This is a genomic window from Herbiconiux ginsengi (assembly GCF_900107435.1).
Taxonomy (GTDB): Bacteria; Actinomycetota; Actinomycetes; order Actinomycetales; family Microbacteriaceae; genus Herbiconiux; species Herbiconiux ginsengi.
In genome coordinates, this window is sequence record NZ_FNPZ01000004.1 from 519,140 (window position 1) to 541,645 (window position 22,506).

Consider the following 22,506-nt stretch of genomic DNA (forward strand, 5'->3'; position numbering starts at 1 on the left):
GGAGGGCGCTGCGGGGGCCGTTCGGGTCATCCCCACAGCGCGCCTCTGCGACTGATCCTATGCATCTGCATGGAGCGCTGTCGGCGACTCGGTGCAATCCGTTATCGGGTCGTGATTCGCGGGTGCGCGTCAGCGGGGCGGTCGCGGAGGCGCTATCATGGACAAGTTGTCTGGAGCGCCTTCGGGTGTTTCCGGCGGCAAGCCACGGGCTGTGGCGCAGCTTGGTAGCGCACTTGACTGGGGGTCAAGGGGTCGCAGGTTCAAATCCTGTCAGCCCGACAGATGTAAAATACCTGATCAAGCCACTATTTGGCTTGGATTGTTTTCTCTCGCTCTTGGGGGATCTGTACCCAATCTGTACCCCGGTCAGGGGGTTCAGGCGTTTTTAGCTCCTCATCGAGGCCTCCCGGAGGCTTCGGCTTACGCGCGCTGCGGCGTTCTGCAATGCGGTGTCGTCAGTGTGAGGGGTACGCCAGCGTTGTCTCGACCGACGCATGCCCCGAGGATGTCACTCACGACGTGGATCGAGACGCCTGCGTTCGCGAATTACGTTGCACCCGCAGGTCGACGGTCGTGATCACGCAACCCGGCAAACCGAGACCCGCAGCGAGCGCGTTCCACATTGTTGCGTCGCGCACCGCTACGCTCGTGATGCCGCCGCCGTGCGGTCCCCGAAATAGTGGCACGTCGCGGGCCCGTTGCGGCGTGAGTCTGCGCAGAACCGGCTCAAGCGGCGCGACTATGGGGTACAGGGCGGGCCCGACGTCCCTTCCTGGTGGGTGACGACTTTGACGAGCTCGTAGAAGCCGCTGTCCAACACGGCGGGGATCGCGAAGAGGAACGAGTAGCGCGCGACTGTCTTGAGCTCGTATCCGAGGAACAGGCTGGCGGAGATCGTTCCGCCCGACCGTGATACCCCGGGGATGAGGGCCAGCGCCTGCGCGAACCCGAAGACGGCGGCGTGCGGAACGGTAATGTCTCGGACCCGGCGCCTCTTGGCTCCCACCGGGTCGGCGATGCCGAAGACGATCAGGGTCGTCGCGACGATCTGGAGCGACCGCAGTACCGATTCGATCGCCGACTGGAAGGTGCCTCCGAGCACGGCGGCCTCGGTGCCGAGCCGCGTGATGGCGGTGAACGCGGCTCCAGGGTCGGCTCCCGTGCCGAGCAATTCGCCGACGATCCTGATATGCGCGCTCGAGGATATCGGGAGGAACCCGGTCAGGACCTGCGCGAAGCCCAGGATGATGGCGTTGATCACGGTCATGCAGCGATTCCTCCGGCTCCATGAGATGCGGTTCTCTCGCTGGAGCACAGGCTCGCAGTACTTGAGTGTTCACGCGGCGACGGTATTATCCCGCTGGCACGCCGAGTCGACGAAGGTCGTGTGTGGCGTGCCACGAGCACCCGAGCTCACCGGTTCGAAGGGCGAACACGTGACGGCCAGTCCGAAGCAGTCTGTACGCAGCAGGAGGACCTGGTTCGCGTGCGCCGCGCTAGTCGCGATGGTGGGAGTGATCGCCATCGCATCTGTGCTCGCCGAGAAGCCATCGGAGCGCCCGATGTCTGGCGATTCCGGCGTCTGGGTGGCGAATGCGGCATTGGACCGCGTCGGCCGGTTCGACGTCGGAATCAGCGAGCTCAACACGGTGACGCTCGAACCGGTGACGGATCCTGTCGTCGCGCAGAGCGGAGCCGTCGTCCTGGCCCTGGATGCGTCATCGAACTCCTTGGAGCAGATCGACCCCGCCACCGCTCGGATCGTACGATCGACGACGGTTCCTCTGGGCGCTCGGGCCGTTGTGGCCCTCGCCGAGACCGTGATCTCCGCACCGAACGGTGATCTGTGGGTCGTGCCTTCCGACGATGTCGATGCCCTCGACGCCGCGACGGCGCCCGATCTCCGCCTCGGCGGGGGCGGCGTGGTCTCCACGACTCCCGACGGAGGAGTGCTTGCGGTGTCGACAGCGGATGACGCCGTGTTCCGTTCCGAGCCGGGCGTGCCTCTCACCAGCGCTCCCCGCACGCCGGTCGACTTGTCGGGTGGGTCCATCCAGGCGGTGGGCACATCTCACGGCTGGATAGTGCACGAAGCCGATTCTGCGACGCTACTGACGTCGACGGGGCCGATCGACTTGAGCGGTGTGCTATCGCGGACGAATTCCGTTGTCGCTCTGCAGCAGTCCGCAGACACACCGCGACGGCCTGCCGCGTCGTCGCAACCTGAGCGCGCCTACCTGGCAACCAGCACTACCCTCGTCGAAGCCGATCTCGCGACCCACGAAGTCCGGCGCGTCTCAACGGGCCATTCCGGGCATCCCGCTCGACCGGTCGTGGTGGGCGGATGCACCTACGCGGCCTGGTCCGACGGATCGACGTGGCGAAGCTGTCGGCCGGATGGAGGTGGTGAGCCCGTGGTCACCACCGGCGTACTTCCTGACATGCGGGCGGATGCGCAGCTGGTCTTCCAGACCAACGGCGATGGCGTTCTCCTCAACGACCCCGACACGGGATCGGTGTGGGCTGTTCAAGCCGACAATCAGGTCGTCGGCAACTGGGGTGAGATCATCCTGGCGGAGGGCGGTTCGCTGCCGGTGACGGCCGTGGGGGAGGAGGGAGCGAAGCCATCGGCCGAGCCCTCCGACGTATTCGTGCCGCTGCCAACGGCAGAAACGCCATCGCCGAAGGAGACGCCTCGCATCGACGAGTCGCCACTGACGGCCGAGCCGCCGCCTTCGCCGGCAGACCCGCCCGCGGCTGACCCACCGGCCGCGCCCGAAGGTCCGACCCCGCTCCTCATCCAGCCGACACCGGTGACGGCGGTACTCGACGAGAGCACGGGAACGGTTACCCTCGCGTGGGCGCCATTCGGCGGAGTCGTCGCATCATCCGGCGGCTACTTCGCGCAGAATCTCGGCCTCGACGGCTCTCAGACATCCGCTCCGTGCACGGGGCAGAGCAAACCGCCGAGCGGCGGCGAGGTCGTAGCGACGGGCGATTCGACCACGATCACCTTCTCCGGCGTCGACCGGCCGGGCGCGACCTACGGGTTCCTGGTGTGGGGTTACAACGACCACGGGTGCGCGGCCAGCGCCCTGGTGACCGTGTCGCCCCATCCGTCGCCCTCGCAGATCACCGCGCTGACCGGAGGCATGATCGAATCGGGCACCGCGTGGGAGTACCGCATCGACGAGATCGGTCCCACCGCCGATCACTACGAGGTGCAGCGGATGGACAGGGAAGAGGGCGTGGGTGGGATCGCACGATTCTTCGGCACCGGCGTCATCCCGCGCACCCTGACCGAGGGCCCCTTCGGAACGCCGTACGCGTTCCGCATCCGCGGCTGCAACGCCGAGTCGGACGGGGGAGCGTGCGGTCCGTGGCTCGAATCGTCGGCGCCTGATGCGTCGCTGACGCTCGAACCGACGGATCTCCTCTACGACGAATCGGCCGCGGTCTGGACCTGGGCTGCGGCACCCGACAACGCCGGGCTGGAGGCGGTCATCTTGTGCGGAAGCTTCTCGGGTGCGGGTGGCAAGTTCACGGCCGACAGCACCCATTGCGGCATGGACTCCGTGGTTGCCTCAGGCGATGCCTGGCTCAAGGTCGTCGTCAGCGGGCACTCCTACCGCTTCCGGCCGTGAGTGAGTGCCCGCCGAGCGCTGCTCAGTCGATGTAGACGGATGAGGCGACGTTGTTGAACGAGCCCATCGTCGTCTTGGACACGAACGGGCCGTAGGCCGTTCCGTCGTAGAGGGTGTCGGCGTAGAAGGTGGCCTGACAGCCGTTCGACGACTGGAACGATTCGAAGCGATCGCTCCACGTACCGAGGTTCTGGAAACCGTAAGCCACCGCGTTGCAGATGTTCGCGTTCGAACTGAAGTAACTGTTGCTGAGACCGGTCATGTTCTGCCCGTCGTATCCGGTCAGTAGCAGATAGTCGACCAATGCCCCGGTCGGTGCGGCCGAACGGCTTGCAGATTCGCCCGTGACGAGGGGGCGGCCGGTGGCGAGCTCGATCGCTTCGACCGGGTCGAGGGCGGCGTCGAAGCATCCGGTCTGGCCGGTGTCGACGTTCGTCCAGCAGGACTGTGCCGGTTCGGTCGGGGAGGCCGAGGCCGAGGCCGAAGCCGAAGTGGCGGTGAGTATGGTGAGCGCGGCGGCGGCCGCGAGGCCGAGTGCTGCGAGACGCCGCACTGGGGCGGGACGAGGAGGAGTCTGAGTGTGCATGGCGACATTCAAGCGCTCGCGGAAAGCTGAGGGAGGACGGACGCGTGAAGCTTTGCCCGTCCAGATGAGCGGCGCGAACCGGCGTCGTGACGCACCGGAGAACACTTCGCAGCCTGGGTAACGCCAGGCCGAACGGCGACATATATAAGGAGTGAATTCCGTATTCTGACAGCGATCGGAGGTGCTCCAGTCGCCTGGGAACGCCGATTGCTTTGGCCGGTCGATGGTGCGGTACAGTCCGAGAAATGAACGATCCGGGGGACGAACGTCTGCTCGCCGACGCGCTACGCGGCGATGAGCGGGCCTTCGCCGCGTTCTACGACCGGCACGTCGAGCCGCTATATCTACTTGCGCTGCGGGAGCTCGGCGACGAAGACGAAGCGCAGGAGGTGACCCAGGAGGTGTTCGCGATCGCCTGGCGCAAAGCCCGCCGCATCCGCCTGGTGGGCGGTTCAGCCGCCTCATGGCTGGAAGCGACCTGCCGGAACGTCGCCGCCAACCGGATGCGGTCGGTGCGACGGCGGCCCGTCATGACTCCGGTCGAAGAACTCGGCCATACGCTGGCGGAGACAGACCGGGTGGATGAAGAATTCGATTCGCGGCTGTTGATGGGGCGACTGGAGACGGAGGTGCTGTCGATGCCCGAGCTCGACCAGCAGGTCTACCGGTCGATTCTGCGTGATGGTCTGTCGTACGACGAGACCGCCGAGGCGCTCGGGATCTCGACCGCGTCGGTGCGCAAACGCCTCAACCGTGTGCGCACCCGCCTCCGCAAGCGGGCGGAGGGCGAGCGATGACGCCCGAACCACGGCTGAGCGATGAGCGCCGGTCGAACATGCGGCGGTGGGTGCTCGACTACGTCGACCGTCGCAAACGGCGCCGCCGCCGACTCGCGATCGCCGGTGCCGGCGTCATCGGTGTCGCCGCATTGAGCGCCGCCGCATGGGTCGTGACGGCTCCGCAATCCGTGCAGGAACGCACCGTGAGCTGCTACTCCGCGGCGAGCCTGGACTCCACTATCGCTGCCGGTGAGCGCTACAGCGGCGAGGCCGTGGGTGATCCGGGCGAGCATGCGCTCGGCATGTGTGCCGCACTCTGGTCCGCCGGCGTGCTGGGCGGGTCGACGCCGCCGTCCACCGGGCCGACCGATGCGCCCGTGCCTGAGCTGACGCTGTGCGTGCGCGCCGACCAGACCCTCGCCGTCTTCCCCACCGGGGACTCCGGATTCTGCGCGGCCAACGGCCTCGCGCTGTACGTCAAACCCTGACTCACGAGGCTTCCGCGCCCGAGTACGCCCCGGGTGGAACCCTTCTATTTCCGGCGTGACGCCATCGTTACCCCTCTTGAAGCGGCTTCACGAAGAGTTCATCGTCTCGATCACGAACCCGGGTAGACAGTTCGCGAAACCGTCCTGAGCAGGCCGGTCCGGGGGTGGACCGCAGCATCCATACTCGATTCGAGCGGTACGAACGGGGCCTGAAACGCCGGGCGAATCACTCACGCTCCGTCGGGTGACGGGCTGACATGCAGGGGGAAAAATGGTGGGTTCGACGAGCACTCCGCGAGTCGCTTTCGTCGAATTCGCGAACAGCGAGCAACGGATGCTGCAGCGCTACCGCGAATTCCTCGAGCAGGTCGAGCGGGCAGCTGATCCTGTCGCGGGAGTAGTCGTCGAACCACAGCCGCATTGGGTCGCCGCCGATTCATCCGACCTGCACCTCTGGCGCCTGTGCGGACTCAACCAGCGCGAGGTCGGGCGAAGCGCCCGAACCTTCTCCAGCATCGACAAGGCGAGGCGCAACGCCGAAGCCATCGTGGCTGCCGGAGACCACCTCACCGTTCACCTCGTGCACGACGGGATGAGCCACCTCTGGTACATCTCGCTCTTCGGCTCTCCGGCACTGGTCGGTGTCGGCCGCTACCCGCGGGAGGATCGCGCCCAGCATGCAGCGGCGACCGCCAAGCGTCTCATCGCCGCCGCAGTTGTACAGGCCGGCTCGAAGCGACTGCCCCTGGCAGCAACCGGACCGCTGAGCCTCGGCCCGGCCTCCGCCCACAGATTTCCGTCTTCGAACTCGGGGGATTCGCGCCCGGAAAACGGAATGCCCGCCCCAGCCGATCTGGGAACGGGCACCCGCGAATAACACCCTTACGTCTGCTGCAACAGCGTAAGAAATCTCACTATAGGAGAAGCACTGTGTTGAAAACAAGTCGTGCCCTGAAGGCCACGGTCGTCGCCGGCCTCACCTTCGGACTCATTACGGCGGGCGCCTCTGCCGCGAACGCCGAGCCGGTTCCGTCAGGCTTCCGCACCTACGCGGCCGTCGGATCCGACACCATCCAGGACGTCTACAACGAGCTGAGCAACACCTACTTCACGAGCATCGCGTCGTACAACGCGTTCCCGGCCGGCACCATCACCACCAAGTCGGGCATTTCGGCGTTCGCTCGCCCCGCCGGCTCGGGCGACGGCGTGAAGGCGCTCAGCGCCTCGTGGAGCACCACCTCCAACACCTTCACCAACGCCGACGGCGTCACCTCGCCGGCTCTGCAGTCGGGCAGCATCCACGCCGTGGACATCGCCCGCTCGTCGTCGCGCCCCGGCACCTCGGTCGCGCCCGGCGGCTCGACCGACAAGCTGGTCTTCGTGCCACTGGCCCGCGACGCCGTCTCGGTCGCGATCCAGGGTGTGGGCCTCACCGGGGTTCCCACGAACTTCACCACCGCCGAGCTCCACGCCATCTTCATCGGCACCTCCGCCGGCAACGTGACCGCCGGTTCGGGCTCCACCGACCCGGTGTACAACAAGCCCGGTGGCGGCACCATCACGCTGCACCCGGAGCTGCCGCAGGCAAGCTCGGGAACCCGCAGCTTCTTCCTCAAGGCGATCGGTCAGGGCGCTGACCCGATCGGTGCCTGGGTGGAGCAGATCGGCTCGCCCGAGAACAACGCCAGCACCCTCGGCACCGCCGGTGATATCTCGCCGTTCTCGGTTGCTCAGTGGAACGCACAGAAGGCCGGCCTCGGCGACACGATCACCGGTGCCCCCAACGGCTCGACGCTGAAGATCACGTCGGTCAACTCGAAGGCGACCAACCTCCCCACCGGGCTGGGCGACACGAGCACCATCTACGGCGACCTCCAGTCGGAGCCGTCCTCGGCCGTCGGAACCTTCGCCCGCGACGTGTACTCGGTGGTTCCGACCGCTAACTACACGGGCACCCTCGCAACGCTCATCAACTCGAGTCTCCGTGATGCCTCCCACCTGGTCGGCGGCAACCCGAAGTACGTGGTGAACGATTACGGTTTTGGCCGCATCGTCTACACGGCGTCGGAGGGCGAGTACCACTCCAATTGGACCAACTAACACCCAGCGGTTGATTCCACGGTTGTGCCGGGCGGCCTGTCCGCCCGGCACAACTCCGCGCCGGCCACCCCGACTTCCCTCCCACCAATGAATCGCAGACCAATCCCGGTCGGCCCGACGAAAGGCACTTCCTCTCGATGAAAACCCACTCCTCGCGCCCGCTGTGGCAGCGAATCGCAGCCGTCGCCGGTGCGGCGATCGTGCTCGGCGGCATCGCCGCTGCGGCTCCCGCCGCCGCGGCGGACTCCGCTCTGACGTTCACGCCGAGCAAGACTTCCGGCACGATCGCGGGCCTCGATCTCCAGGACATCAAGTTCAATACGACGCTCACCTGCGACCCGATCAGCGAATGGGGAATGTTCCTGAGCGAGCCCGGTGCAGAGACCGTACCTGTCGCGGATGGCACTACGCCCGCGGATGTTTGGGCGAGTTACCCGATCTTCAAACAGCGCCCGGGCGGCATGGCGGACGGCATTCCCTGGGAAAACGTCGATATTCCGCCCACGCTCTACGATTCGACGAAGGGCTACGCTTCGCTGCCGTGGTCGCAATTGCTTACCCCCGATCACAGCTACAGCATCGGCGTTGTTTGTCTGACCTACGCGGACGGATTCGACACCATCCTGGATCGGGATGCGTCGGGCAACTCGATCGCGGCGTGGATGCGGATCGACACCGACGGCAGCGGCAACTGGAAGCTGAACGTTCCGAAGGTCGACACCTCGGTGGAGCTGGCCGGTGTGCAGGAGGGCGTGAACAATGCCAAGCTGACCGCGACGGTGAAGGCCGGCGATGCGGCGGCCTCGGATGCGACCGGAACGGTCGAGTTCTCCGACGGATCGAGCACCATGTCGGCGCCGGTCGCGGCGGGCGTCGCGACGACGACGATCCCCGGTCTCGCAGATGGCCCTCATGAGTACACGGCGACGTACGTTCCGGCGGAGGACTCGAACTACAGTGGTTCGGTCTCCGGCCCGGTGACCGTCACGATCTCCAAGACCCGCGTCGCGACCACGGTCGCACTGGTCGGCACCGCAGTCGGATACGACGCGGCGGATCTCACGGCGACCGTCTCGGCCGACGGCGCGAAAGCGACCGAGGCAGACGGCGTGGTGGAGTTCTGGTCAGCGGGTTCGAAAGTCGCCTCCCAGACGGTCGCCGACGGTGTTGCGCAGTACACGGCGTCGGGACTGACAGATGGCAAGGCTTACGCCTACACGGCCAAGTTCGTGCCCGATGCCGCGGAAACGGACTATGCGGCGAGTGCGGAATCCTCCGCTGTCACCGTGCAGATCCCAGCGCTCCCCGCTCTTCTGACCGCGGGCGGCAAGGTCGAGGCCGGCGCCGAGTACCGGGCCGAGTACCCGGCGGAGACGTTCGAAGGCGGGGCCGAGGTGACGGGAGAGGTCCACTCCGACCCCATCCCGCTCACGGAGACGGCGACCGCAGCCGCCGATGGGTCGGTGCGGTACATCTTCACCGTTCCGGCAACGCTCGAGGCCGGCAGCGCTCACGAGCTGGTGCTGACCGACGGCACGGCGACCACGACACTGGCCTTCACGATCGAGGCTGCAGCTCCCACGCCGAGCCCGTCGCCGAGTGCGCCGGCCGCCACCGGGTCGAACAATCCGGCGGCGTTCCATACCGACTGGGTCGGGGCGACCATGCAGAACCCGGCCGGCCTGCTCGCGGTCATCGGGGGCCTCATCGCGCTCGCCGCCGCTGCAGGCACGGGCGGCTGGTACCTCTGGCGCCGCACCCGACGCGCCTGACCCACCCCTCGAGGTCGGGATGGTTGCCCCGTGACTGCGGCAGCCATCCCGGCCCTTCCACGATGTCCCGCTCTCCCGTACCAGCTCTTTGAGGATCAGTAACCTGTGACCCGATCACCATTGGCTCCCCGCCGTCGCCTTCTCACGGCGCTCGGCCTCGTCGCCGCACTCGCTCTGCTGGCCGGTCCGACCCTGCCCGCTGCGGCCGAGCCGCCGCCGGACACGCCGGTTCCAGCAACAGCGTGGGGCCCCGACGGCGTCACGGCGAGCGACTCGTCGGTCACTGTCCGGTGGGACAACACCGGAAACCCCGAGAGCAGCATCGTGCCGCGGGATGAGACGCAAGTCATCCCACACACCGGAGACAAGACCTACGCAGACCTGAGCGCACGGGTGAAAGACGGGTATCAGGAGACCTTCGGGTCCGATAACGGGCGAGGGGGCCTCGCGCTCACCGTGTCGCAGACGAGGAATCTCGTCAATCAGGCCGTGACGGTGAGTTTCACGGGGTCACTTGCGGATTCACAAGACACCGGCGATGACAATTCCGGGTGGCTGGAAGTCTTTCAATGCTGGGGTGCGCCTGGACCCGATGGGCAACCAGATCCGACAGCCACCGAACCGGCGTCGGAATCGTGTCAGGTCGGCGAAGGTGCCGTTGACGCGCTGCCGAACGATGTGAATTTCCGAGTTGCTTTGGGTGATCGCCTTCTTCGCGGAGGCGACCTTGATCTGTCAAATCCTGCCATTGATTTTCGTGCAGTCGATGGCACCGTCACCGATCTGCCGAAAGACACGCTCACCGCGTTCAGTCGAGTTACGACTAACGAGTTCTCGAACTTCCAGGTGCAAGTCGGCGGGGGAGGCTCGCGGTCATTCGAGATCCAGACGGGCATCGAATCGCCCGCTCTCGGCTGTGGGCATCGTGAGAACGCGGCAAGCACCTCGACGTGTTGGCTCGTCGCTGTGCCAATGACCAGGGGCCTGGTGAAGGCAACTGGACTCACTGCGAACAAGCCGACCGGCCTCGCTCCCTCGCTCTGGGCGCAGCGGATGCAGGTGAAGCTCGAGTTCCAAGACATCGCGCCCAGGTGCCCGAGCGGTCAGGCGCAGACCCTGACGAGCGGCTCCGAGATGCTCACGGCAGGTATGACCTCGTGGATTCCCGGCATCTGCGCGGGCACCGGAGTGGCCCTCGGCTACAGCCAGCTCAGCGACTTCCAGGCCCGACAGCAGCTGAGCGGCGGCTCGTCGCGACTGGCCTTCGGCTCGCAGCCGGCCACCGGCGACGGACTTGTGAACGCGCCTGTCGCGCTCGGAGCGGTCGTCGTCGGGGTGAATCTCGACTACCAGCCCTGCGGTGGCAGCGAGGAAGTCACCGAGGGCACCGTGGCGCGCTGCGGCTATCCCGATCTCGAGACAGCGCAGCGTGAGCACGATCGCAATGGTGAGCAGATCACCGAGCTGAACCTCAACTCACGCCTCGTCGCGAAGCTCCTCACGATGAGCTACGGCGCCTGGGGCGATATCGCCGGCAGCTCGACGGTTCCTCAGTCCGACCCCGTGCGGGGCGACCGTGCGGGGAGGGCCCCCTGGGTGGCCGATCAGCCGACCGGTCTCATCTCGGACCAGGAATTTCTCGCCCTCAACCCGGCTCTGAAGTATCAGATCTCCGACAGCAACAAGGCGATCTACCGGATCAACGTTGAGAGCCTGCGTTCGGATGCCGCGCATCAGTTGTGGTCGTGGCTCGCCACCGATCCGCTGTCGAAGTCGTTCCTCAACGGCTGCCCCGACCAATACGGAACGGTCATCAACCCGTTCTATTCCACCCGCACCTATGCCGAATGCCCCGATGACGCTTCGGAGCTCTCCGAGGCTGCGGCCGCCAAGATCGAAGCCACGCACAGCCCAGTGGGCTTCGACCAGACTCGTGCGCCGAGTTACCCGCCGACGTCGACCGCTTACCCGCAGGTGCTCTGGTATCAGCAGGACCCGTACAAAGAAGGAGCCGTGACCTGGGGCGCGGCCACTGTCGTCGATCTCTTCCCCCCGCTCGCGTCGATGCCCGTTGCTGCGCGTGGCACGTTCCAGGCAGCCATCCCGAAAGCGACCTGGTGCCCCTTCGAAGAGGGCATCGCGTCGTGCAAGAGCAACAGGCCGGGTGGTGAGTGGAAAGGGCTGGCGACCCGCCAGGACTTCGGCACACGCAATGCGCTCTCCATCACGTCCGCCGCGGATGCGGCGCGCTTCCAGCTGCCCACCGCCCGGATCTGCGACGACGACGGCGCGAATTGCATCGGGGCCACCGAAGCGACTCTCACCACTGCTCTCGCATCGGGGTTCAGCAAAGACACGGCCAGCGGGATGTTGCTGCCGAACGGCCAGGCAGACCTCGGGGCCGGCGCCTACCCCCTCGCCATGCTCGTGTACGGCGTGGTCAACACCAAGGGTCTCGCGCAGCCTGTGGCCGACGCTCTCGCCGATGCTCTCGACTACCTCGCCGGCCCCGGTCAGATTCCGGGAACGACGACCGGGCAGCTCGCTCCGGGATACGCGCCCCTCTCGGAGGAGCTCGTCGCGGAGGCGACCGCGGCCACCGCGCTCCTCAGAAACCCTCCGCCCGCATCCGCCGCACCTCCGAAGAATCCGGCGCCCAACGCGCCGGTCGGGCCCCGTGCCGCCTTCGTTCCGAAAGCGGTCGTTCCGCCGCCCGCGCCGAACGGCGGAGCGCCGGATTCGGATCAGGCGCCGGTGGCCGCCCCAGGGGGAGTGACCGGAGCCACGGAGACGGGCTTCCCTCAGCTGGGCCTGCTCGTGGGCCTGGGTGCCGCCGTGCTCGCCGGGGCCTTCTCCTTCGTCATCGGCCGGCGGAAGAAGGTCAGAGCATGACGGCCATCTCCGAGACGGCCGACGTCACCACCCGGCCCGACTACCCCGAGGCCGGTGCCGACACTGCCTCACCGCGCCTGATCAAGCAGGTGCGCGAGCGTGCCGACCGCACGTTCCGTCTGGTCAGCAGCACCGGCGGAGTCATCGTGCTCGCGATCATGTGCCTGGTGGGCATCTTCCTCACGGTCAACGCCGTGCAGGCTATCGCCGCCGTGGGGCCGGTCGAATTCCTCACCACCCAGGAGTGGTCGCCCGAGACCAACCACTTCGGCATCGCCGCCGTGCTCACCGGAACGGTGCTCATCGCTCTGGTCGCTCTGGTGGTGGCGCTTCCGCTGTCGCTCGGCACCTCGTTGTTCATCACCGAGGTCGCCCGGGGCGGATTCCAGCGCACCCTGGTCTCCATCGTCGACCTGATGGCCGCGGTGCCGTCGGTCGTCTACGGCTTGTGGGGTCTCGCCTTCCTGCAGAACAACGTGATCGGGTTCGCGAAGTGGCTGAGCACCTGGTTCGGCTGGATCCCGATCTTCGCCGTCGACGGGGCCGACCCCGCGAATCCGCTCCCCAACAATGCGCTCTACGGGTCGAGCACGTTCATCGCCGGACTCGTGGTGGCCCTGATGATCGTGCCGATCATGACGAGCATGATGCGCGAATCCTTCTCCCGCGCCCCGATCGGCGAGCGGGAGGGCGCTTACGCGCTCGGCGCCACCCGCTGGGGCATGATCCGCAGTGTCGTGCTGCCGTTCGGCAAGGGCGGCGTCATCGGCGGCACCATGCTCGGCCTCGGCCGCGCGCTCGGCGAGACCATCGCCATCTACCTGATCATCTCGCCGATCTTCGCCATCAACTTCCACATCCTCCAGAAGGGATCGAACTCGGTCGCCGCGCTCATCGCACTGCGCTACGGCGAATCGAACGGATTCACCATGTCGGCGCTCATGGCAGCCGGTCTCGCCCTGTTCATCCTGACCATGATCGTGAACTTCACCGCGTCGACCATCATCGGCCGATCCCGCTCCGGCGCCGAGAGCGAGGCCTGAGCCATGACCGAACCGGTTACCGCCCCCGTGACCTTCGACGAGACGCTGCACGGCCGCCGCCGGCGGAGCCACGCGGCCGCCGCGCTCGATGCCGCGCCCACTCAGGTGCTCGAGCTCCCGCCGCCTCCGGCTGAACGCCCGGCAACGGTGCTTCCTCGGCTTGCCCTCGACGAGAACCCGGCCGACCCCGGACGCGTGGCCGTCGGCTTCTCGCGCGACGACGTGCTGAGCGTGGCCGGCGCCGGACTCGCGGGGCTGAGCGTCGGACTGATCTTCACCGTCGTGCTCGGCATCATTCCCACCGGCTGGCTGCTCGTCGTCTCCTACGTCTGGTTCGTCGCCCTCTACGCCGTCATCGTGTTCTTGCGGAACCCGGGCCCAGCTGTGGTCGACCGGTTCTGGAGCATCATGCTCTGGTCGGCCGGTGCGGTCGTCATCGCCTCCCTCGCCCTGGTGATCGGCTTCACCCTCATCAGCGGGCAAGACGTGGTGACCCAGATGTTCGCGGCCGACGCCGGTGGCCTGATCGATCGCCTGCACTTCTTCTGGCAGGACATGGGAACGGTCGGACCGCTGGCGGGCCTCGAGCAGGGCGGCATCTTCCACGCCCTGGTCGGCACGATCGAGCAGATCGGCATCGCGCTCATCATCACGGTGCCGCTCGGTCTCACCACGGCGGTCTATCTCGGGGAGGTCGGTGGACGCCTCGCCCGATTCGTGCGAACGATCGTCGAGGCCATGACAGCCCTGCCCTCCGTGGTGGCCGGACTCTTCATCTACGCCGCGGTCATCATCGCGTTCACCCGTCAGTTCAACGGCTTCGCCGCGGCCTTGGCGATCACGGTGCTGATGCTGCCGATCATGATCCGATCGGCAGATGTCGTGTTGCGGCTCGTTCCCGGAAACCTGCGGGAGGCGGGCCTCGCCCTGGGTGCCGGCCAGTGGGCAGTGGTCTGGTATGTGGTGCTTCCTACCGTGCGCTCGGGCCTCACCACCGCCATCATCCTGGGCACCGCCCATGGAATCGGCGAGACGGCACCGGTGCTCCTGACGGCGGGTGTCACGTCGAACCTCAACTTCGATCCCTTCAACGGGCCGATGACCTCCCTTCCCCTCGCAGCGCTCGAATTCGTGAAAGCACCACAACCCGAGATGCGCGCCCGCGGGTTCGCGACGGCAGCGTTCCTGCTCGTGGTGGTGCTGGTGCTGTTCGTGATCGCCCGCATCATCGGCGGCCAGGAAGCCGGCACCGTCTCGGCGAAGCAGCGCGTCCGGCTCACCCAACGATCGCGCGGCACCCTCGCGCGCATCCAGGCCAATCGTCGAGAGCACGAGTCCCGTGGCAGCGCCGACGACGGCGAGGGCATGCCTCCCGGTCTCGAGCAGCTTTTCCAACCTGAAACCGATCCGCCGAACCTTCCGAAAGCGACCAACGAATGACCCGCCGCCGCCTCTCCGCCACGATCGCCGCTCTGCTCGGTTTGTCTCTCGTTCTCACCGGCTCGCTCTCCGCGGCGGCCGCGAGCTACCCGCGCATCAGCGGCAACGGCTCATCCTGGGCCGGCGCCGCCATCGATCAATGGCGCGCCGACGTGGCCGCGCAGGGTGTGACCATCGACTTCACCAACGACGGCTCGTCGGCCGGGCGCAAGAACTTCGCGCAGGAGATCAGCGATTTCGCCGTGTCGGAGATCCCCTACGACGGTGACACCGCCGACCCGCAAGACACCGCGCGGCCGAGCAGTCCCTACGCGATGCTGCCGATCGTCGCGGGCGGGACGTCGTTCATGTACAACCTGCCGGTGGACGGATCGCGCTTCGAAGACCTGAAACTCTCCCAAGACGCTCTCGCCGGCATCTTCACCGGCGGCATCACCCGCTGGAACGACCCCGCCATCGCGGTCGAGAACCCCGGCGTCAACCTGCCCGACAACCAGATCACCGTCGTGGTGCGCTCGGACGGTTCAGGTGCGACCGCGCAGTTCACCCTGTGGATGAAGCGTGCCTTCCCCGACAAATACGCGGCGCTGTGCGCTCGAGCCGGATGCGACCCGGCGCACGCCACCAGCTACTTCCCCTACCAGGGCTTGTCGAACTTCACCGCACAGTCGCAATCCAACGGCGTCACCACCTACACCTCGGGCACCGAGTACACGATCAACTACGACGAATACGCCTACCCGCTCGGGCTCGGCTTTCCCGTCGCGAAGGTCAAGAACGCGGCCGGTTTCTACACGGTACCCACGGCACCCGCAGTTGCGGTGGCACTCACCCAGGCGATCATCAACACCGACGCGTCTTCGCCGAACTACCTCAGCCAGGACCTCTCGAACGTCTACGGCTACGGCGACCCGCGCTCCTATCCGATGTCGGCCTACTCCTACCTCCTCGTGCCGGCCGCCGAGCGCGGCCTGTTCGACGCCGCCAAAGGCGCGACCCTCGCGTACTACGCCAACTACTCCCTCTGCGAGGGCCAGCAAAAGATGGGCGACCTCGGCTACTCTCCTCTGCCGATGAACCTGGTGCTCGCCGCCCTCGACCAGGTGCGCAAGATCCCAGGAGTCGACGCCGACACCGCCGCATCGATGGATGCGACCACCAACGGCGCACTGCACGGTGGCGGCAACCCCTGTAACAACCCCACCTTCCGGCCGGGCGACTCCCCGTCGCAGAACGTGCTGGTCGAGACCGCGCCGTTCCCCGACGGATGCGACGCGGCCTGCCAGGCGCCCTGGACCGGAATCCCCTCGGGCTCAGGACCGACTTACGAGACCACCACCGATCCGAACGCCCCCGCGGCAGGCGGGGCACCCGACGCAGCCGCCAACGGGCCCGCCGCGGGCGCGGCGAACAACGCTGCAGGCTCGTGCGATCCGAACACCGGAATCTGTGCGAACGCAGGCGCGGCTGCCGGGAGTGGCGGCACCGTCAAGACCGTTCCGACCGTGCTCGCCAGCAGCACCGGATGGGCGGGGCCGCAGTCCCTCATGATCATCATCGGCCTGCTCATCCTGACGTTGATCGTGGGTCCGCCCCTCGTCAACCGTCTGCTCAACGGCCGTGGACGTCGGGCACCGGGGGAGCGCTCTTGACAACGGTGCCGCGAACTCCACTGCTGCCCGGCCCGGGCACCGCCTTCGCTGGGGCCGCTCGGCCCCGTGTCGTGCGCCTAGAACCCGACGCCGGCGCGGTCACGATCTCCCGCGTGCTGCAGATGATCTCGATCGTGTTGCTCGTGCTGGTGGTCGACATCGTGGCGATCTCACAGGTGCAGCACTACGCGTGGCAGAACTCCCTGTATCAAGACGTGCGACTCCACCTCGCGGAGGGGTCCGTGCCCACGGGTCCCGCCGGAGCGGACGGGCAGGTGGTCGCACCGGGAACGCCGCTCGCGGTCTTCCGAGCGGCCGAGCTCGGCATCGATCACGAGGTGATCGTGGAGGGAACCGCATCCGCTCAGACGATGCAGGGCATCGGACACCTGCGGAGCACCGCCCTGCCGTGCCAGGTGGGTACGAGTGTGTTGATGGCACGTGCCAGCGCTTACGGAGGAATCGGCGGGGCATGGTCGCGACTGGTGCCTGGCCAGCGCTTCTCAGTGACGATGGCGCAAGGCGCTTGCACCTACGAGGTGATGGGCTCTCGCTTGGCGGGCGACCAGGCGCCGCCGTTCCCCATCGGTCGCGAGGGACGACTCATCCTGACCACAGCGTCGGGTGCTCCTTTCATGCCCGACGGCGTGCTCCGGATCGACACGAAACTCGTCACCGATGCGTTCGACCGCCCGCCCCTTGTTCTGCCCGACGCGGCGCTGCCGGCATCCGAGCGCGCGATGGGCGCCGACTCGTCTGGGGCCTTCGGGCTCCTCTTGCTGCTCGAGGTGCTCGTCGCAGCAGCTCTGGGCGCGACTTGGCTCTGGAAACGCTGGGGGCGATGGGAGTCGTGGATCGTCGCCGTACCCGTCATCGCGACGATCGGACTCCTCGCAGCCACCAATGTCAACTCATTCCTGCCCAACCTTCTCTGACCGAGGAATCCGCTCATGAAAACGCTCTTCTCCGCCCGCACCGAGAACCACGACGAACCAGACCTGGTCGAGCACGTGCAGCAACCCGGCGGGCTGGTCGCCGACAACATCTCGGCGTGGTTCGGCGACCACAAGGTACTCGATCGGGTGTCGCTCAGCATGGCGGCAGGCGAGGTGACCGCCCTGATCGGACCCTCCGGATGCGGTAAGTCGACTTTCCTCCGCATCCTGAACCGCATGCACGAGATGATCCCTTCCGCGTCGCTTTTCGGCGAGGTGCGACTGGACGGCGATGACATCTACGCCCCGTCGCAGCGCATCACGTCGGCGCGACGCAACATCGGAATGGTCTTCCAGAAGGCGAACCCGTTCCCGGCCATGTCGATCTACGACAACACCATCTCTGGGCTCAAACTGGCGGGCATCCGAGCAACGCGTGCGGAGAAGGACCTCCTCGTCGAGGATTCTCTGCGAAAAGCGTCGCTCTGGGACGAGGTGAAAGACCGCTTGGAGCAGCCCGGTGGTGGTCTTTCGGGCGGCCAGCAGCAGCGGCTCTGCATCGCCCGTTCATTGGCGGTCTCCCCGCGAGTGCTGCTGATGGACGAGCCCTGCTCGGCACTCGATCCGACGTCGACTCGCCGGGTGGAAGAGACGATCGAGTCATTGCGCGGCCAGGTGACGGTCGTCATCGTCACCCACAACATGCAGCAGGCCGCCCGGGTGTCGAGCCAGTGCGCCTTCTTCCTGGCGGCGCAGAACACGCCCGGCGTGATCGTCGAGTACGGCGCGACCGAAGCGATGTTCGCGCATCCGCAAGACGACCGCACCAGCGACTACGTGAACGGGCGATTCGGATGACCCGGACTCCTGGTCGGCCGACCGTGCGGCCTCGCCGTCCTGTCTCCCGTGTGGGGCGCACGACGGCGACGCTCGTCTGCGCCGCATTCCTGATCGCCGGCGTCGTGGGCTGGATCGCCGGGATGCCGAAGCCGTCCGAAGCGGTGCCCTACGCCTTCGCAGAGATCGCTCCCACGCCGGGTGCCGTCCAGGCCCGCACAGGCAGCATCGCGGGAGGCGGAGCGGGTGGCAGCGATGTCGCAGCCACCCAGACCGCACCGCCGGTGGGCTCCGCGACCGACGGCATCGTCTCCGCCGAATGGATGGCCACCACCAGCGCCGCCACAGGAATCCCGGTACGCGCACTGCAGGCCTACGCCGTCGCCGCGCGCACCCTCGAAACGCGCGCCCCGCAGTGCCACCTCGGCTGGAACACTCTCGCCGCCCTCGGTGAGCGCGAATCCGCGCACGGCACTCACGAAGGAGCCCACCTCGACGCGGGCGGGCAGCTCATCGGCCAGATCCTGGGACCGGTGCTCGACGGCTCCGTCTACGACGCTGTTCCCGATACCGATGGGGGTCGGTGGGACGGCGACGCCCAGTACGATCGTGCGGTAGGGCCGCTCCAGTTCATCCCCGCCACCTGGACGGCGATCGGCGAGGACGGCTCAGGCGACAGCGTCGCCGACCCGAATCAGATCGACGATGCAGCCCTCAGTGCCGGCATCTATCTCTGTGCGAGCGGGGGTGATCTGTCGACCGCTGACGGCTGGGCGTCCGCGGTGCGCGCCTACAACACCGCCGACGACTACCTGCCCGCCGTGCGGAAACAGGCCGACGACTACGCGCGGCTGGCAGGCTGATGAGGAGCGCCATCACCGGTGCGCCTCTGCGGCGCGGCACCTACCGAGCGCGCGGGCGGCGTAGACGACGGCCGTCCGCCGTCATGCTCGTACTCATCGGTGTCTGTGTGCTCTGCCTCGCGGTCGCCTCGACGATGGTGGGGTTCTATCTCACTGGCGCACCGGCGGTCATGTCGCTGGTGCAGACCGTGCCGGCGCCGGTCGATGTCGTCGCCGCGGCTGTCGCAGAAGACGCGGCTGCCGAGCAATTGGCCGAGCAGGAGAACGGGGGTACTGTGCCGGCGGCCGTGCCCGGCCAGCCGTTGAACATCCGGATTCCTGCTGTCGACCTCGACGCCGCGATCCGGTCGATGAGCGTGCCCGACGACCGACAGCTCGATCCTCCCGGACCCTCACGCGCCTACTGGCTGTCGGACTACGGCGCGGCCGGACCAGACAGTGAAAACACCACCTACCTCGCCGGGCACACCTACCGCGACGGATCGGCGGTGTTCAATCCGCTGCTCGACGTGCCGCAATCGGCCGGGGCCGTGCACGACGGTGACGCCGTGATCATCACCACCCCGGAGGGCGACTACAGCTACACCGTCACGGCCACCGCCCTCTACGACAAGACATCGGTGGGGGAGCAGGCGGAACTCTGGAAGCAGGTTCCCGGCCGGCTGGTGATCGTGACGTGCTTCCAGTACAACGGGGGAACATCCTCGAGCCAGAACTTCGTGGTGTACGCCCAGCTCGACGGCCCGGACACCGGGGCCCAGGGGTCGAAATGACCGACGGTCCCGACCGCCCCGATCCTCCTCTCCCCGCGCTGCCTGATCGCTACCGCGTGGGGGCCCTCATCCGGTCGACCCCCGTTGTGCGCATGCATCGCGGATACGACGAGCAGGTCGACCGGCCCGTCAGAGTCACCTTCCTCAGGCCTGATCATGCAGGGGACCCTGCGCACCGGGTGCTCTTCGACTCCACGGTGGCTGTGGCCGTGGAACTCACGCATCCGGCCGTCGTCGCCGTCTACGACGTGAAGATCGAGGATGCCGGCGCCCCGGGAGATCGGTGGGTGGTGGGTGAACTCGTCGATGCCCCCACCCTCGACGAGTTCATCGTCGACTCCGAGCTCGGCCGACACTGGCCCCACGTCGTGCTCGGTCTCGCCCGCCAGCTCGCGAACGCGCTGCAAGCGGCCCATGCCGAGGGCATCGTGCACGGCAATCTCGGACCATCGACCGTCTTCCTCGAGCAGACGACGGTCGGCCTGCGGGTGAGGGTCGACGAATTCGGTCCTCAACCCGCCGATCTGGCATTTCCCCTCGATCCAGCGATGGCCAAGGCGATGTGGCACACCTTCGCCGAGCAGATCGTCTACCCGTCTCCGGAGCAGCGGGCGGGGCGCGCTCCGACCCGCCGGTCAGATGTCTACGGGTTCGGATGCGCGCTCGCAGCGTTGATTCTTCTCGACCCGGTGGAGCGCGCCGACGATCCGCTCTCCGATGCTCTCGCCCGGATCGCCGCTCGGGCCATGAGCGAGCGGCCGGTGGCACGCCAGAACTCGTTCGTCACCGTGCTCACCGAACTGGACCGCATCGAAACCGTCGACGACGGCGGCGGAGGAGATGACCCGGATTCTGCAGCCGGGCAATCCCCGACCGAAGTGCTCTCCTTCGCGCCGCCGACAGGGCCGGCGCAGCGCGACACCGGATCGCGGCCGCGCGCGCAGCGGACGCGCCACCGCCGATCGCGTCGAGGAGCCGTGACCGCCGTCGCGGTCGCGGTCATGATCGCCGCCGTCGCCGGATTCGGGTGGGCCAACAGCGGCGTCGCGCCCAGGAGCGCGAGTGTGATCATTCCGTCCGTTGCTGGGCAAACCGTCTCCGACGCGACAGCCGCGCTCACCCGGATCGGGATCGGCGTGGCGGGGCAGGTGTCACGCGACGACGGCGCGGTTGCCGCGGGACTCGTGACGCAGACCGATCCGGCCGCGGGCTCGCAGGTGACCACGGGGCAGACGGTCACGCTCGTGATCTCCACCGGTCAGCACGTGATCGCCGTGCCCCAGCTCCAAGGCTTGGACCTGGCCGCCGCGAGAGACCTTCTCGCCTCGAATCGACTCGAGGCGGGCGAGATCGTGGAGCGTGACGGCCTCAACCAGGCGGGCATGGTTCTGGAGAGTTCACCGGCCTACGGCGCATCGCTTGGCATCGGAGGGCGAATCGACCTCGTGGTGTCGAGTGGCGACCAGCGCGTGCCCGGCGATCTCGTGGGGCAGGCCGGTGCGGCAGCGGCCCAAGCATTGGCATCCGCTGGACTCTCGCCGCAGGTCGTGCGCGAGAAGCGGTCGGATGCCGCCACCGACGTGGTCGTCGCCGTCTCGCCGCCGACCGGATCGAGCGTGCCACTGGGTTCGATCGTCACCATCACCATCTCGGAGTGGGCGCCGCCGCCGTCCAGCCCGCAGCCCACCGCATCGCCGAGCCAGACGACAGATCCGACTCCCTCGGCAACACCGCGGGTGCGCGACCAATAGTTCGATTCACAGGATCGCTCAACGTCGAATCGACACTCTTTAGACATGGTCGAGAAGAAAAGCGAACGCGAAGCCATCGACGACGTCGCCCGTCGACTGAAGAAGAAGTATCCAGAAGTCCCGGGACAGGACATCGAGCAACTCGTCGAGAGCAATTACTCCGAGTTTAAGCATGCCAGGTTGCGCGACTACATCGCCGTGCTCGTCGAACACGGCGCGAAGGCCGCGATCACCGCGAGAAAGCACCAAGCTCACTGAGGCTCGCCGCCTGTGCCGCCTGTTCACTCTCGGTTCATTCGCGCGGCTTAGTGTCAGCCAATGAATGAGCTCAACTGGACCGAGAAGCTCTGATTGCTCGCATCGATGTCGCGGTCGCCCTCGACGCCGCACCTTTGCCCGTCACACCCGACCGCGCTCGACTTCACCTGTCGTACTTCGGGATCGTCGCGGCTGTCAATCGCGGCGAAATGACGCCGGAGATTGCCACGGTGCTGCTAGAAGAGATGCTGGATGACCTGGCTTAGTCGACTCGTGACGTTCTGTTCATCGTTGCCAGAGCCTGTCCCATGGCCGGCGCGGTGAAGCGCTCCTCCAGCCGCCTTCTCTCTATCAGCATCGTCTTTGCGGTGATCGCTGCTCTCGCGGCCGTCCTCCTGGTAGGCCCGCTGCTGTTCGGGGCTTTCCAATCCAACTCGTGCTCAGAGGAGTACATAGAGCAGCATCCGGGCTTCGTTTGCCGCGATACGGGAACGAACGCGCCCTAGTGATTCTGTCCAGGGGAGTTGGCGAGGGCGCTCCTCGACAGCGCCCCGGACTGGCCGGATGACGGGGTGTCGACTTCCTCCGGCGGCACGCTCCACGCACTCGCAGCGGCAAGCTGGCCGCGGTCCGCGACGAGGACACAGTCGCTGCAATCGTCGCATCTCTACTCGACCTGAACGATTCGTGCGT

At 67.0% G+C, this 22,506-nt stretch carries 17 protein-coding genes, 1 tRNA gene and 1 pseudogene; 17 read left to right on the plus strand and 2 right to left on the minus strand.

The window, feature by feature from the left end; all coding sequences use genetic code 11:
* Nucleotides 1-205: 205 nt before the first annotated feature.
* A tRNA-Pro gene (locus BLW00_RS18770) sits at nt 206-279 on the plus strand.
* Nucleotides 280-754: 475 nt separating this feature from the next.
* On the opposite strand, the pseudogene BLW00_RS18775 reads toward BLW00_RS18770, so the two are convergent.
* Nucleotides 755-1,267, minus strand: a pseudogene (locus BLW00_RS18775) (undecaprenyl-diphosphate phosphatase); the annotation flags it as partial.
* Nucleotides 1,268-1,562: 295 nt separating this feature from the next.
* Between BLW00_RS18775 and BLW00_RS18780 the strand changes: the two are divergent.
* Complete coding sequence (locus BLW00_RS18780; RefSeq protein ID WP_139256794.1) at nt 1,563-3,644, plus strand: NHL repeat-containing protein; 2,082 nt, start codon at nt 1,563-1,565, stop codon at nt 3,642-3,644.
* 22 nt (nt 3,645-3,666) lie between these two features.
* On the opposite strand, the gene BLW00_RS18785 is transcribed toward BLW00_RS18780, so the two are convergent.
* Nucleotides 3,667-4,230 (minus strand): hypothetical protein, encoded by a 564-nt coding sequence (locus tag BLW00_RS18785; RefSeq protein ID WP_139256795.1) that lies wholly within the window; start codon nt 4,228-4,230, stop codon nt 3,667-3,669.
* 245 nt (nt 4,231-4,475) lie between these two features.
* Between BLW00_RS18785 and BLW00_RS18790 the strand changes: the two genes are divergently transcribed.
* The 15 genes from BLW00_RS18790 to BLW00_RS18860 all read left to right on the plus strand — a co-directional run bounded on the left by BLW00_RS18790 (nt 4,476) and on the right by BLW00_RS18860 (nt 21,813).
* Entirely contained in the window at nt 4,476-5,027 is a 552-nt protein-coding gene (locus tag BLW00_RS18790; protein WP_092557039.1) for an RNA polymerase sigma factor, read from the plus strand.
* Nucleotides 5,024-5,497 (plus strand): hypothetical protein, encoded by a 474-nt coding sequence (locus BLW00_RS18795; protein WP_092557041.1) that lies wholly within the window; start codon nt 5,024-5,026, stop codon nt 5,495-5,497. The genes BLW00_RS18790 and BLW00_RS18795 overlap by 4 nt, the downstream gene beginning before the upstream one ends.
* A gap of 271 nt (nt 5,498-5,768) precedes the next feature.
* A complete protein-coding gene (locus BLW00_RS18800) occupies nt 5,769-6,374 on the plus strand; it encodes a hypothetical protein (protein ID WP_092557043.1) in 606 nt (201 codons plus the stop codon).
* 53 nt (nt 6,375-6,427) lie between these two features.
* Nucleotides 6,428-7,597 carry a hypothetical protein gene (locus tag BLW00_RS18805; RefSeq protein ID WP_139256796.1) on the plus strand — a complete coding sequence of 390 codons (1,170 nt, stop codon included), beginning with the start codon at nt 6,428-6,430 and terminating at the stop codon, nt 7,595-7,597.
* Between the two features lie 137 nt (nt 7,598-7,734).
* The gene (locus BLW00_RS18810) at nt 7,735-9,369 is read left to right on the plus strand and encodes an Ig-like domain-containing protein (protein WP_139256797.1); all 1,635 of its coding nucleotides are present in this window, start codon (nt 7,735-7,737) and stop codon (nt 9,367-9,369) included.
* A 987-nt stretch (nt 9,370-10,356) separates the two neighbouring features.
* Nucleotides 10,357-12,261, plus strand: coding sequence for a hypothetical protein (locus tag BLW00_RS18815; protein WP_217634421.1), 1,905 nt, complete (start codon nt 10,357-10,359; stop codon nt 12,259-12,261).
* Nucleotides 12,258-13,304 carry a phosphate ABC transporter permease subunit PstC gene (gene pstC, locus BLW00_RS18820; RefSeq protein ID WP_092557049.1) on the plus strand — a complete coding sequence of 349 codons (1,047 nt, stop codon included), beginning with the start codon at nt 12,258-12,260 and terminating at the stop codon, nt 13,302-13,304. The genes BLW00_RS18815 and pstC overlap by 4 nt, the downstream gene beginning before the upstream one ends.
* A gap of 3 nt (nt 13,305-13,307) precedes the next feature.
* The gene (locus BLW00_RS18825; RefSeq protein WP_092557051.1) at nt 13,308-14,744 is read left to right on the plus strand and encodes a PstA family ABC transporter permease; all 1,437 of its coding nucleotides are present in this window, start codon (nt 13,308-13,310) and stop codon (nt 14,742-14,744) included.
* Nucleotides 14,741-16,396 carry a substrate-binding domain-containing protein gene (locus BLW00_RS18830; protein ID WP_092557053.1) on the plus strand — a complete coding sequence of 552 codons (1,656 nt, stop codon included), beginning with the start codon at nt 14,741-14,743 and terminating at the stop codon, nt 16,394-16,396. Before BLW00_RS18825 ends, BLW00_RS18830 begins: the two co-directional genes overlap by 4 nt.
* On the plus strand, nt 16,393-17,331 hold the full coding sequence (locus BLW00_RS18835; RefSeq protein WP_175494376.1) for a sortase family protein: 939 nt from the start codon (nt 16,393-16,395) through the stop codon (nt 17,329-17,331). The genes BLW00_RS18830 and BLW00_RS18835 overlap by 4 nt, the downstream gene beginning before the upstream one ends.
* Nucleotides 17,332-17,346: 15 nt before the next feature.
* Nucleotides 17,347-18,189, plus strand: coding sequence for a phosphate ABC transporter ATP-binding protein (locus BLW00_RS18840; protein WP_092557057.1), 843 nt, complete (start codon nt 17,347-17,349; stop codon nt 18,187-18,189).
* A gap of 50 nt (nt 18,190-18,239) precedes the next feature.
* Entirely contained in the window at nt 18,240-19,031 is a 792-nt protein-coding gene (locus tag BLW00_RS18845) for a lytic transglycosylase domain-containing protein (RefSeq protein ID WP_092557059.1), read from the plus strand.
* Nucleotides 19,032-19,114: 83 nt separating this feature from the next.
* The gene (locus tag BLW00_RS18850) at nt 19,115-19,804 is read left to right on the plus strand and encodes a class F sortase (RefSeq protein WP_175494377.1); all 690 of its coding nucleotides are present in this window, start codon (nt 19,115-19,117) and stop codon (nt 19,802-19,804) included.
* Complete coding sequence (locus tag BLW00_RS18855) at nt 19,801-21,555, plus strand: PASTA domain-containing protein (protein ID WP_092557063.1); 1,755 nt, start codon at nt 19,801-19,803, stop codon at nt 21,553-21,555. The genes BLW00_RS18850 and BLW00_RS18855 overlap by 4 nt, the downstream gene beginning before the upstream one ends.
* Before the next feature lie 45 nt (nt 21,556-21,600).
* Complete coding sequence (locus BLW00_RS18860) at nt 21,601-21,813, plus strand: three-helix bundle dimerization domain-containing protein (RefSeq protein ID WP_092557065.1); 213 nt, start codon at nt 21,601-21,603, stop codon at nt 21,811-21,813.
* Nucleotides 21,814-22,506 lie beyond the last annotated feature (693 nt).